Genomic DNA, 11,730 nt, shown 5'->3' with positions numbered 1-11,730 from the left:
GCCTGCAGAATTACTGCCAATTCGCAGTTATTCAATCGCGCAATACTCGGGGAACAACACGCACGCTGTTGGGAATAAGAGCTTGCCGCCATCAAACGGCCGAAATGGAACCGGCCTCTCGCGAATTATTTGCGAAAGGCAGGAATTATTCTTGAAGAGGATTGAAGTCGCGGCAGATTGCCTCAGATGCGACTGACGACGCAGGCCACCGGTTCGTATTTGCGGAAATACAACAAAGCCTGGTCACCGATGCCATCGAGCCACACCCCGCGGCCCGCATAGCGATAGCCGTCGCCCATCGGGACGAGACGAACTGGAATCGCGCGATGGGGATGGAGGTAGAGCTGTGCGGTGACGATCTCGCCCGGCGCAAGCACGGGGCGTGAGCGCAGCATGTAGCTGCCGCCATTCTCGCAGGCGATCGAAAACGCCGCGCCCGGCAGCATCACCGCGTGAGCCTGCGCGCGGCCGATGAATCCACCGATCGCCGCCAGAGCCAATGCCCCGCAAATCATCACTTGTTTGATATTCACCCCGGCCCCCTGCTCGCAAGCTTCCCTGCGCGCATTAAGACCGTAAATGATCTCGGCTACAAGTCGTCCGCCTGCGACATTCAGAGCAGCAGCGGCCGACCCGGATCCCGGCCGCCGCCGATATCGGCTTCCGCCGCCGGCGTGACGTCGCTCTCGCTCTCGTGGTGCGGACGCTCGGCATAGGGCGCCGCGAACAGGCTGACGCCGCGGTGATCGATGGCGAACAGCGGCATGAACGACTGCAGATCGCGGCCTTCCATCAGCGCGGCCCGCCGGTTGTCGAGCACGGACCATTTGCCGTCGAGCCGCACGGCGACGACGGCGTGATCCTGCCGCACGGCGAGGTCGCGGACCAGCAGCAGCTTGAGATCCGATTCGGGCGTTCCCGCCGCCAGCAGCAGCGCGTATTTGGCGATCGCGTAATCCTCGCAGTCGCCGAGGCCGCTGCGCAAGGTCTGCAATGGCGAACTCCAGACGTCCGGCACGCCGTGTTGCTGGTCGTCGCTGACGTAGCGCACCGCCTGGTTGACGCCGCGATTGATCATTTCCGCGCGCGCGCGGCCGTCGCCAGCCGCAGCCGCCGACCGCGTCAGCGCGACGAATATCCGCTCCGACGCCGAGCAGCGTGCGTCGTCGCCGTTGCAACGTTCGACCGAGATCCGCTCGCTTGCCATCGCGCCCTGGATGCCGCGCCATTTCACCCACAGCACGCCCTCGGGGGCACGGAACGTCATCAGGCCGAACGGCTCGTCGCTTGGCATCGCGACCGCTGGTGCCTGCGGGGCGTCGCTGACGACTCCGGCGCGCCCGGATGCATCGGTCGATGCGACTTCCACGGGTCCAGAGGCGGAGCGACGCAGGCCGTCATGCTTGGCGAGCACGGCATTGATTGTGAAGAAACGGACGGGCGGCGGCACCGGCAGCGCGCTATCCGCAGTGCCCTGCGCAGACCTGCGGTTTGAAGTCTCGGCAAATGCGGCGCCGGCGCAACCGGCCCCCACCGACAAGGCAAGCACAAGCCCCAGCGCACGCGGGAGAACCCGCGGCCGATCGATCCGCAACATCAGTGACGCCCCGTATGCTCCGGGGCATCGGCCGACGTCATCGCGTCGATCCCTGTCCCGGTCGTTATCGGATCAGGGATAGGGCCGGCGCTGCTTCGGGCCGGTTAAACCGCAATGATGTTCGCCGCCAAGCTGCGAACGCGACTAATCAAGGCCAACCGAACCGTGTCGCATTTGAACGATTCAGATTCTGGTAACGCTGCCCGCCGCTCGGGGCGGGCCCGGATGAGCGCAGCGGCGCCGGTGGCACGCATGCCTTCGCGGAGCCCGTACCCAGCGCGGGCACCCTGCTCCTTGCTCAGCGCTCGCGCAGCGCCTCGTCGCGCAGCATGCGGGCGGGCTTGACCAGATAGTCCAGCACCGATTTCTTGCCCGTCAGGATCTCGACGGTCGCGACCATGCCCGGGAGGATCGGAAGCGGCTGCTGGGCGGTGCCGAGATGGTTCTTCTCGGTGCGCACCATCACGCGATAGAAGGTCTCGCCGCGCTCGTTCTTGTCGCCCTTCTCGTCGGTGATCGTGTCGGCGCTGATGCGCTCGACGCGCCCGTGCAACGAGCCGTACACGGATGAATCATAGGCGCTGAGCTTGACCACCGCCTCGTGGTTCGGGCGGATGAAGGCGATGTCCTGCGGACGGATGCGGCCCTCGACCAGCAGCGTGTCGTCGAGCGGCGTGATCTCCATCAGGCTGGCGCCCGGCGCGACCACGGCGCCGATGGTGGTGACGTTGAGCTTGTTGACGATGCCGCGCACCGGCGAGCGCAATTCGGTGCGCCGTACCCGGTCCTGCGCCGACTTGATGTTCTCGTCGAGCACGGCGAGATCGCCGCGGGATTTCGCGAGATCGTCTTCGGCCTGGGCGCGAAAGGCGGTGACGATGTTGAGCCGGCGCGAGCGCGCCTCCTGCACCGCGGCCTCGGTCTTCACGATGCTCGCCTGCACCACCGCGAGCTGCCCGCGCATGTCGGTGGCCTGGCGGTCGGCACGCAACATCTCGATCTCGGGCACCACCTTCTGGTCATAGAGCTTGCGGGTCAGACCCAGCTCGCGATTGAGCAGCGCCAGCGTCTCCGAGAAGCGCTTCTCGGTCGCCCTGAGCTCGTCGATCTCCTTGCTCTTCTGCTGCTCCTGCTGCTGCACCACGTCGACGTCCTGCGCGAGCTTGCGCGCATGCGCATCGAACACGGCGCGCTCGCTCTGGACTGCGCGCGGGGCGTCGGCGACGAGATCATCGGGAAACGCGACCGGGCTACGGCCCTCGGTTTCCGCCTCCAGCCGGATCACCCGGGCCGCCATCGCGCCGCGGCGCTCGCGGATCTCGCCGAACTGCGAAGCGAAATTGGTGTCCTCGATCCGCGCCAGCGGCTGATCCTTGTCGACGATCGCGCCTTCCTGCACCAGGAGATCGGCAATGATGCCGCCTTCCAGCGATTGCACCACCTGGGTCTGGCGCGACGGCACGACCTTGCCGTTGCCGCGCTTGACCTCGTCGAGCACGGCGAAATGCGCCCAGATCAGGAAGGTGAAGAACAGGCCGAGCGAAGCGAGCAGCAGCATCCGCGCCGTCTTCGGCGTGCGCAGCTCGGCGGCAGCGCGGATGTCGTTGGAGAACGCGAAATCGCTGTGCGCCATGTCACCTCGTCCCCTGGACCGGCTTCGCGGTGTGGCTCGCGGCCGGCGCCGCCGCGGGCGGCTGCGGACGCAGCATGGTGAGGATCTGCGCGGTCGGCCCGTCGGCGACGATCTTTCCGGAGTCGAACACCAGGATGCGGTCGACGAGGGACAACAACGACGGCCGGTGGGTCGAGACGATGATGGACATCTCGCCCTTGGCCAGCAACTTCAGGCGCTCGAGGAATTCGCCCTCGCTGCGAACGTCGAAATGCGCGGTCGGCTCGTCGAGGAACAGCACGCGCGGCTTACGGATCAGCACGCGCGCCAGCCCGATCGCCTGCTTCTGCCCGCCCGACAGGCTGCGGCCGCCTTCGGCGATCATCATCTCATAGCCCTGCGGATGGCCCGCGATGAAGGTCTCGACGCCGGCGAGCCGCGCCGCCTCCAGCACCTCCTCATCGGTCGCTGCGGGGCGGCCGAGCGTGATGTTGTCGCGCAGCTTGCCGTAGAACAGGTCGGTGTCCTGCAGCACGAAGCCGATGCCGGCGCGCAGATCGGCCGGATCGTATTGCTGGATGTCGATGCCGTCGATCAGGATGCTGCCTTCGGTCGGCGGATAGAACGCGGTCGCGAGACGGCCGACCGTGGTCTTGCCGGAGCCGACGCGGCCGATGATGCCGATCTTCTCGCCCGGCTTGATGTCGAAGGAGACGTTGTCGAGCGCCTTGGTCTGGCTTCCCGGATAGGAGAAGCTGACATTCTTGAACTGGATGCGGCCCTGGTTGATCTCGCGCGCGACGTAGATCTTTTCCGGCGGACGCTCACGGTCCAGCGACATCAGCCGGTCGATCGAGCGCAGCGCCGACGTCGTCTGGGTGAAGCGCGTCATCAGGCCGGCGATGCCTGCGATCGGACCGAGCACGCGCCCCGACAGCATGTTGGCCGCCACCAGCGCGCCGACCGAGAGCTTGCCGTCGAGGATCAGGAACACGCCGACGACGACCAGCAGCAGGCTGCAGAACTGGCTCGCGACGCTCGCCGTGGTCATCGCCATCGACGCCCAGAACTGGACGTCCTCGCTGGAGCGCGCCTGCGCCGCCACCGAGCGCTCCCACACCGTCTGCACGCGGCTCTCGCCGGCGACCGCGCGGACTGTCTCCATCCCGTTCAGCGATTCCACCAGGATGCCGTGACGCGCGGCGGATTGCGCCTGCATCTGCCGCATCGCGCGTTCGAGCGGCCGCTGGATCAGCAGCCCGACGGCAATCATCACCGGCAGCATCAGCAGCGGAATCCAGGCGATGGGACCCGCGATGATGAACAGCACGATGATGAAAACGACCGCGAACAGCATGTCGGTCGCCGAGACCACGGTACCGGACGTGAAGAACTCGCGCACCGAATCGAAGTCGCGGAGCTGGTTGGCGAGGATGCCGACCGATGGCGGCCGCTTGTCCATCTTCAGCGACATCACGTGCTCGAAGATGTTGGCGGCGAGCACCACGTCGATCTTCTTTCCGGTCATGTCGATGATGCGGCTGCGCACCACCTTGAGCAGGAAGTCGAATCCGATGGCCAGCATGAGGCCGACGCCGAGCGCGACCAGCGAGGGGATCGCGCCATTCGGAATCACCCGGTCGTACACGCTCATCGTGAACAGCGGCGCCGCCAGCGCCAGGATGTTGACGATGAATGCGGCGATCGCGACATGGCCGTAGTTGGCGCCGAAGCGGCTGACCACCGACCAGAACCAGTGCGTCTTCGACACCTCGCCGGCCGCCGCCACGCGCGGATCGACGACTGCGGCGGGCCGCACCAGATAGGCGAAGCCGACATATCGCGCCGCGACCGCCTCGAAGCGCTCGATCGCCGGCTGTTCGCGGCGCGAGGGATCGACGATGGTGAGACGGCCGGCGGCCTCGTCGATCGTCAGCAGGATGCGCGTGGTGCCGTCGTGAAACATCAGCACGCAGGGCAGCACCAGCGCGGGGATCTCGCTCAGCGGCCGTTCGACCAGTTGCGCCTCGAGCCCGGCCCGCTGCGCGGCGCGCTCGTACAGCGCGATGCTGAGCACGCCGCTTTCGAGCGGCAGTCCGGACAGCAGCGCGCTGCGGCTCAAGGCGCGGCCGTGATGAGCTGCGAGGTAAAGCAGACTGTCGCTGAGAGGATCAGCTGCCGGTACGGCTGTGCTCATCTGCGGCATCACATGCGCCGTCTCTTCGAGCTCGAACCTTGTCGGACGAATATTCAACAACGCCTCGGAAATCCATCTGGCCCAACGACCCACGCGGGCCTGCACCCATCGCTTCTTGCTAATAATTTGCTCTAGCCCAGTTCTTTGGCCTGCACCCGACTTTTTCGAGACTTTTACGGGTGTTTCTCGACAATCTCAGCGCAAAGTAAATGCATATGGTGAAAAGCCGGCGCGAGATGCGCCGGCTTTTGTTAGTTGCAGCTATTTCGACGCGGGCCCGTTGGGGCTCTGAGCAAATCCGCCGTACTTTCCGGAGGTAACAAACAGCGTCGCATCCTCGGGATCGCTCGAGGCCCACCGATCGCCAAAGGTAATCGGCGCGGGATGCTTCGGCGTCCCATCATTCAGTCCGAACAGCGGCACCGGGCCGGCAGAGCTCAGCGGCTGCGGTCCCGGCGCCGGCGCGCGCAGTCGAATGGGCGCCAGGCTGTAGCCGATGAAGCCGCTCGGCGTGTCCACCGGCTCGGTCTCCGGGGGGTGACCGGTCTTCAGGTAGTTCAGCATCTGGCCCATCGCGGCAAGCAGCTGGTAGTCCGCAAACACCACCACACCGCGCGCCGACACCAGCGACACGTTGGCGTTGAAATACTGGTTCTGGGAGTTCAGGAGATCGATCAACGTGCGCTGGCCGAGCTCATACTCCTTGTTGTAGGCGACGAAGGTGCGGCGGGCCGCTTCGACATCGCGGACAAGAGCTGAGACGCGATCAGCGGTGATGATCCGGGCCGCCCAGGCCTTGTCGATCGACTCCAGCGCATCGCGCTGCAGCCGAGCATGCTTCTGCTGCTCCTGGATCATCCGCTGCGCGGCCTCCTCGCGGCGCCAGCTGTTCTGACCGCCGTTGAAGATATCCCAGGACGCAACGACCTTGCCGCTGACCTCGTCGTAACGATTGTTGTAGGTGATCGATTCCTTGCCTGTCGTCGCGCGGCCTTCCAACGAAAGCGTCGGCAGGAAGGTGCCGGTCGTGGCATCGAAGCCGCGCTTGGCAGCCGTCACATCCGCCGCGGCAGCGCGCAGGGTCGGATTGAACTTGTAGGCGATGTCGAGCGATTCCGCCTTGTCCCGCGGCATGTCGGACAGCCGGCCCGGGAAGCGCAGGTTATAAGGCTCCACGCCGACGACCTTGCGGTACTTCGCCCGCGCCACTTCCAGGCTGAGCCGGAACTCTTCGAGCACGGCCTGCGCTGCCGCGACCCGCTCCTCGGCCTGCTGCGTGTCGCCCTCGCCGGCCCGGCCGCCCTGGAAACGGGCCAGCACGTTCTTGCGCAGCTCGAGATGAACCTTGAGGTTCTTATCAGCCAGCGCGACCAGCCTGGAGTAGCGCACCACGTCGACATAGGCTTCGGCGGCATCGAGACCAATCAGCTCTGTTCGCTCCAGCACGCGATACGCGGCGGCATCGACCCGCGCCGCCTGGCGCCACACTTCATTGATCGAGGAAAAGCCATCGAACAGCAATTGACGGACCACCACGCCGGCCTCGCGGCCGCGCAGGTAGCGGCCATTATTGCTCGGAGCCGGCGAGACATATTGCTTGAGCATCTCCGGCCCGGCGCTCGCGTCGAGCCGGACCTGCGGCAGCAGCGTACCCTGGGACTGGCGAAGCTCGGCTTCGGTGGCCCGCCGGTTGGCGGCGGCCTCCCCGACACCGGGATTGGTCTTCACCGCCTGGTTGATGGCATCCTGGATGGTGAACGGCTCAGCGCCCAATGCCGGGCTGAAGCTCATTCCCACAACACATATGAAAATGGGTGTATATACGATCTTCAACATAGGGAACCGATAACAAACCCGAGATCGGCTCGCAATGTGACTCGCCACAGTTGCGGCGAAAAATCGACCGGTTGTGGCAGAATAGCTACGCTCCGCCATATTCTCCGGAGCGGAGATTTCAGAATCTGAAGCAAAATCAAAGCAGTGGGAATGAAGTAAAGCCGAGGCGGTGATTTAAAGTCAGCTATTTATTTCACAAAGAAAAATCTCGCCTCGGAGAATGTCGAGTTTTTCGTGTTTGTCTTCAATATGGACCGCTTCCGCGGCATTAAGTGAGAGGCCCTCAAGCGACACAGCGGAACGGCAACAGGCGACCAGTCGCACGCCATTGCCACGCCGGCCCGCCACGACGGCCGTGAGCAATCGCCGCCCCGGCATCAAGGAACAACGAAGGATCCAATGAATATCGCGACCGACCGCCGGGCCCGAGATGCGAGGCATATATTTCGACGCACGGTCTGCAGCGAAACAATGGCTAAGGGGGTCCATTGCCCTCGAAAAATCTCGTCGAGCTGAAAGGCAGTAGATGGTGGGGGAGGCAGGACTCGAACCTGCGAAGCCATGAGGCGGCTGATTTACAGTCAGCTCCCTTTGCCACTCGGGACACTCCCCCGTATCGATGGCAATTCGGGCCGGCCGCGGAACAGCAGCGTCGGGGACCATCAGCGCCATGGAGACGGTAAGACCGCGGGGCCCGGATGAGCGGGCGCGCGCGGCCGGGGCCCTTATGATCGAACCCGCCCCTCGAAGTCAACCAAGGGACGACGAATTTTCCCGCCTGAGCGGTGCCAAATTGCCAGAATCCGCAGGCCGTGACAGAAGCTCGGGCCATGAGCGAACGCGACCGAAAGCCCCCTTTTCGCCGTCCGGGCGGCAAATTCTCCGGCAAACCGCGCGGATTCGAGCGGCCGCAGCCGTGGCGTGAACGCGACCACGGCTCGGATGGCCCCGTCATTCTCTATGGCTGGCACACCGTGACCCTGGCGCTGGCCAATCCGAAGCGGAGGATTCGCAAACTTTACCTGACCGAGAACGCTGCGCGGCGGCTCGCCGACGAGCGGATCGAAACAAGGGTGACGCCGGAGATCGTGCGCCCCAGCCAGATCGACCAGCGGCTCGGTCCGGACGCCGTGCACCAGGGCCTGTTGGCGGAGGCAGATCCCCTGCCCTCGCCGGACATCGACACGCTCGCGGCCGAGGGGCTGATCCTGGTGCTCGACCAGATCACCGACCCGCACAATGTCGGCGCCATCCTGCGCTCGGCGGCAGCATTCGACGTGAAGGCGATCGTGACCACCGCCCGCCACAGCCCGGAGGCCACCGGCGTGCTGGCCAAATCAGCCTCCGGTGCGCTCGAACTGGTGCCGATCATCACGGTGCAGAACCTCGCTCGCGCCCTGACGCGCCTGAACGAGCGCGGCTTCCAGACGGTGGGGCTGGACAGCGCGGGCGAGCAGGACATCGCGGCGGTCGCCTTGCGCGAGCCGCTCGCGTTGGTGCTGGGCGCGGAGGGCAAAGGCCTGCGGCAATTGACGCGCGAGACCTGCAGCGTCGTGGCACGGCTCGACATGCCCGGCGCCATCAAGAGCCTCAACGTCTCCAATGCCGCCGTGCTCGCGCTCTATATCGGCGCGACCCGGATCGGATTGATGCCGAAATGATCAAACGCCCGCGCGCCGAGGCGCACGGGCGTTGGCCTGAACGAATGTCCGGCTGATCAGTAGTAGCGGCGCAGCACGCGCTGGCCGTGATAGTAAGGGGAGGCGCCCCAGCGATAGGCGTGGCGGCGATGGTGATAGCTGTAGACCGGCAGCGCCTGCTCCTCATAGGCCGGATACGGCGCGAAGGCGCCTGGACCACTGTAGGTCGGCCCCTGGTTGACGTAATAATACTGCCGGGTCGGCTCGGACAGCCGCTCATAGCTCGCGCCGCAGGCGCCGCAGCCGTGGCCATAGGTGTAGCCGGGCTGATAGAAATATTGCGGCCGATACGTCACCGTCGGCTGGTACGTCACGGTCGGCTGATAGGTGAGCGTCGGCTGATAGGTGACCTGCGGCGCGCAGGGGGTGGCATAGCCGCACGGGCCGCAGGCGGTGGCGCCGCAGGCCGCGGCCGGTGCGCTGCCGGCGACGGCGAGACCGGCAATCGCGACAAGTCCTGAAATTACTCCACGCATAACTCTCTCCTGTTGATCTGTTCTTGCTTGTCTTGCTTGTGTTTGGCTGTCGATGGTGAGTTGCTCGCTAGCGGCGGTAGGCCGGCGGCCGATTGTGATAGCCGCGTGGATCACCATCGGGCGGAGCCAGGATGACGGCAGGCGGATACATCGGCACCGCCGGCTCCGGCGGCTGCATCTGGGATTGAGCGCCCCACGAGCGGGAATAGCTCTCGGCGGGCTTCGGCAGCTTGCGATCGGCCGGCGGCTCGATCTCCATCCGGCCATAGCCGGGCCTCGCTCCGAGGGTCGGATAGTAATGGCCGACATATGGCTCGGGCGGGACCGTGCGGCCGCCATAGATCGTGGGCTGCATGTATTGACCCTTGCCGAGACTGGACTGGCCTTCGACGACAGCATAGGAGGCATCGATGCCGTCGATGACGACGGGCACGCCGGGTCGCTGGGGAATGACGATCTCGAAGCCTTCGCTCGCGAGCGCGGCGGAAGAGGTCCCGATCACAATCACAAAAGCCGTTGCAATACGCATGAATTCACGCCCCGGTTGCCGTCCTACAAATACCGCAACGCGCGCCCTGATGGGTTAAACGCGCACATCAATCTGCCGGTAAGACTAACGCGCGAGCCATCATTCCGGGTTAAAGCTCCGGTCGGGTTCACGCGTGAGGGTTAATGCCTGATCATCAGCCCGCGCGGTCGCGACCATCGTGCGCAGCCCGATCGTGGAGTCACCAGCCCGACGGCTCCCTCAACCGCCCGGTTGGCCCGCTAGCCCCGCACGCGACGATCGCGATCAGTGTCGACAACGCGCACCGCCGGCCGTCGTGAAAAACGGCGTGACCGCGGAACGGCAGCGGCCGGAGGAACTTAGGAGTTGGGGCGCAACGACGGAGTCATCCATGATCAGATCTGCAATTCTAGGGGCTGCTGTTCTCGCGACCGCGCTGGCCGGCCCGGCCATGGCGCGCGACATGCACCACCGCCACCACATGGCCCGCCACGACGGCGCGATGATGCAGCAGCAGCGCGCCGACGCCGGCTGGACCAACAATGGCTGGAACAACGACTGGAATCGCCGCGGCACCGGCTTCTGGCCGGCTGACGTCGCGGCGGGTGCCGTGGGGGCCGCCGCAGGTGTTGCTGGCGCAGCCATCGGAACCGCCGGCGCCATCGCCACCGCGCCGTTCCGCACCGCCGACGCCTATGCCTACGGTCCCGGCCCCTCTTACGGCCAACCGAGCTATGATCGCGGCCCGAACGGCTACTATGGCGACTGGAACAGTTACGCGACCCGCAACGGCCTGGTCTGCCGCCCCGGCACCATGTTCAAGGGCAGCGACGGGCTAAAGATCGAGCCGGAGCGGCTTCGACGATCGGCTCCGACAGGGGCGGCCCAACGGCCGCCCTTTTTGCTGGGCTGATGGGAGAAGCGGCGCTCACGCGGGGAGTAGCCGGACTGCATCAACTCTGGTAGGAACACCGCGCTTCGCGAGACCTCGTCGCAAACTGACGACGAGATCTGCGCCACCAATGTGCCTTCGCCGGCTTAGCTCAGCGGTAGAGCAGCGGTTTTGTAAACCGAAGGTCGGGGGTTCAATCCCCTCAGCCGGCACCAGCTTCCGTGCAGTTGGGATTTGCTGCGGCAATGGCTGTCACCGGCTTTAGGCGTCAATTCGCCCTCGTCCTGGCGGCTGGCTTGGCGATGCCGCTCGCCGACGGCGGCCTGGGCGCAGTCCACTCTGGATCCGGCAACGGCCCGCCGCCCTCGCCGGTCGCTCCGATGAGTTGGCCGGGCACCTGATCAGTGACCAACGCCCAACCTTGCGTCGCGCAGAACAGCCCGAGCAGACAGCCCTTGACCGCCAGAATCTTCGGGCCATCGCGCCAGATCGAGACAGCATAGGTCTTGCCGTCCTCGGCGTTGTAGACCTCGCCGCTGTGGCGGCCGTCGGCGTTCAGCTTCAGGCCGAGCAGCATCTGGTGGCCGAGCAGCAGACGGCCGCGCCTGGCCGGATCGGGATTCAGCCGGTCGCGGAACGGCTGCCCCTTGGCATCCGCCACCTCCTTCATCCAGACGATGTAGCCGCAGACGCGGTCGGCCATCGCGCCACAGCGCTCGATGCGGACGCGGGCGCGGCCGTCCTCGGTCAACCATGTGCCGACCGGATCGCCGACGGGAGCGGCGTGACCACGGCCCTCCGCCATCGACAGCAGCAGACTGACGACGATGCGCAACCCGACGCGCAGAACGAATCTCAATGTCATGTCTAGGGACCTCATTGTCTCCATGGCCTCGAGCCACGCGCTCGTCC

Annotated in this window: 10 protein-coding genes and 2 tRNA genes; 3 read left to right on the top strand and 9 right to left on the bottom strand. The window is 65.5% G+C overall.

Annotated features, from left to right (window positions below):
- Positions 1-182 precede the first annotated feature (182 nt).
- The 6 genes from ACQR1D_RS11225 to ACQR1D_RS11200 form a co-directional block, all read right to left on the bottom strand.
- Positions 183-500 carry a hypothetical protein gene (locus tag ACQR1D_RS11225; RefSeq protein ID WP_316177050.1) on the bottom strand — a complete coding sequence of 106 codons (318 nt, stop codon included), beginning with the start codon at positions 498-500 and terminating at the stop codon, positions 183-185.
- Positions 501-613: 113 nt separating this feature from the next.
- A complete protein-coding gene (locus ACQR1D_RS11220; RefSeq protein ID WP_315801019.1) occupies positions 614-1,294 on the bottom strand; it encodes a transglutaminase-like cysteine peptidase in 681 nt (226 codons plus the stop codon).
- Between the two features lie 601 nt (positions 1,295-1,895).
- Positions 1,896-3,230 carry an HlyD family type I secretion periplasmic adaptor subunit gene (locus ACQR1D_RS11215; protein WP_434890695.1) on the bottom strand — a complete coding sequence of 445 codons (1,335 nt, stop codon included), beginning with the start codon at positions 3,228-3,230 and terminating at the stop codon, positions 1,896-1,898.
- A 1-nt stretch (position 3,231) separates the two neighbouring features.
- Positions 3,232-5,415 (bottom strand): type I secretion system permease/ATPase, encoded by a 2,184-nt coding sequence (locus ACQR1D_RS11210; RefSeq protein ID WP_434890719.1) that lies wholly within the window; start codon positions 5,413-5,415, stop codon positions 3,232-3,234.
- 252 nt (positions 5,416-5,667) lie between these two features.
- Positions 5,668-7,197, bottom strand: coding sequence for a TolC family outer membrane protein (locus ACQR1D_RS11205; RefSeq protein WP_315801022.1), 1,530 nt, complete (start codon positions 7,195-7,197; stop codon positions 5,668-5,670).
- A 572-nt stretch (positions 7,198-7,769) separates the two neighbouring features.
- Positions 7,770-7,855 (bottom strand) — tRNA-Tyr (locus ACQR1D_RS11200).
- A gap of 217 nt (positions 7,856-8,072) precedes the next feature.
- On the opposite strand from ACQR1D_RS11200, the gene rlmB reads away from it, so the two are divergent.
- The gene (gene rlmB, locus ACQR1D_RS11195) at positions 8,073-8,903 is read left to right on the top strand and encodes a 23S rRNA (guanosine(2251)-2'-O)-methyltransferase RlmB (RefSeq protein ID WP_316177041.1); all 831 of its coding nucleotides are present in this window, start codon (positions 8,073-8,075) and stop codon (positions 8,901-8,903) included.
- A 56-nt stretch (positions 8,904-8,959) separates the two neighbouring features.
- Here the strand turns inward: rlmB and ACQR1D_RS11190 are convergent, their stop codons facing one another.
- Positions 8,960-9,418, bottom strand: coding sequence for a hypothetical protein (locus ACQR1D_RS11190; protein WP_316177040.1), 459 nt, complete (start codon positions 9,416-9,418; stop codon positions 8,960-8,962).
- Between the two features lie 67 nt (positions 9,419-9,485).
- Positions 9,486-9,947 carry a hypothetical protein gene (locus tag ACQR1D_RS11185; RefSeq protein ID WP_434894018.1) on the bottom strand — a complete coding sequence of 154 codons (462 nt, stop codon included), beginning with the start codon at positions 9,945-9,947 and terminating at the stop codon, positions 9,486-9,488.
- A 370-nt stretch (positions 9,948-10,317) separates the two neighbouring features.
- Here ACQR1D_RS11185 and ACQR1D_RS11180 point away from each other — a divergent pair, with 370 nt between their 5' ends.
- Positions 10,318-10,839, top strand: coding sequence for a hypothetical protein (locus tag ACQR1D_RS11180; protein ID WP_434894017.1), 522 nt, complete (start codon positions 10,318-10,320; stop codon positions 10,837-10,839).
- Positions 10,840-10,958: 119 nt separating this feature from the next.
- A tRNA-Thr gene (locus ACQR1D_RS11175) sits at positions 10,959-11,033 on the top strand.
- Between the two features lie 53 nt (positions 11,034-11,086).
- Here the strand turns inward: ACQR1D_RS11175 and ACQR1D_RS11170 are convergent.
- Positions 11,087-11,683 (bottom strand): DUF2147 domain-containing protein, encoded by a 597-nt coding sequence (locus ACQR1D_RS11170; RefSeq protein ID WP_434892408.1) that lies wholly within the window; start codon positions 11,681-11,683, stop codon positions 11,087-11,089.
- Between the last annotated feature and the right edge of the window lie 47 nt (positions 11,684-11,730).

The sequence above is a fragment of the Bradyrhizobium sp. HKCCYLRH2047 genome, from assembly GCF_051168175.1.
Classification (GTDB): Bacteria; Pseudomonadota; Alphaproteobacteria; order Rhizobiales; family Xanthobacteraceae; genus Bradyrhizobium.
This window is presented reverse-complemented; position numbering and strand designations above follow the sequence as displayed.

Excerpts from the sequence above, each read along its gene's own strand:
- ACQR1D_RS11220 (WP_315801019.1), bottom strand. The coding sequence starts at position 1,294 with ATGCCAAGCGACGAGCCGTTCGGCCTGATGACGTTCCGTGCCCCCGAG.
- ACQR1D_RS11215 (WP_434890695.1), bottom strand. The coding sequence starts at position 3,230 with ATGGCGCACAGCGATTTCGCGTTCTCCAACGACATCCGCGCTGCCGCC.
- ACQR1D_RS11210 (WP_434890719.1), bottom strand. The coding sequence starts at position 5,415 with ATGCCGCAGATGAGCACAGCCGTACCGGCAGCTGATCCTCTCAGCGAC.
- ACQR1D_RS11205 (WP_315801022.1), bottom strand. The coding sequence starts at position 7,197 with ATGAGCTTCAGCCCGGCATTGGGCGCTGAGCCGTTCACCATCCAGGAT.
- rlmB (WP_316177041.1), top strand. The coding sequence starts at position 8,073 with ATGAGCGAACGCGACCGAAAGCCCCCTTTTCGCCGTCCGGGCGGCAAA.
- ACQR1D_RS11190 (WP_316177040.1), bottom strand. The coding sequence starts at position 9,418 with ATGCGTGGAGTAATTTCAGGACTTGTCGCGATTGCCGGTCTCGCCGTC.
- ACQR1D_RS11185 (WP_434894018.1), bottom strand. The coding sequence starts at position 9,947 with ATGCGTATTGCAACGGCTTTTGTGATTGTGATCGGGACCTCTTCCGCC.
- ACQR1D_RS11180 (WP_434894017.1), top strand. The coding sequence starts at position 10,318 with ATGATCAGATCTGCAATTCTAGGGGCTGCTGTTCTCGCGACCGCGCTG.
- ACQR1D_RS11170 (WP_434892408.1), bottom strand. The coding sequence starts at position 11,683 with ATGACATTGAGATTCGTTCTGCGCGTCGGGTTGCGCATCGTCGTCAGT.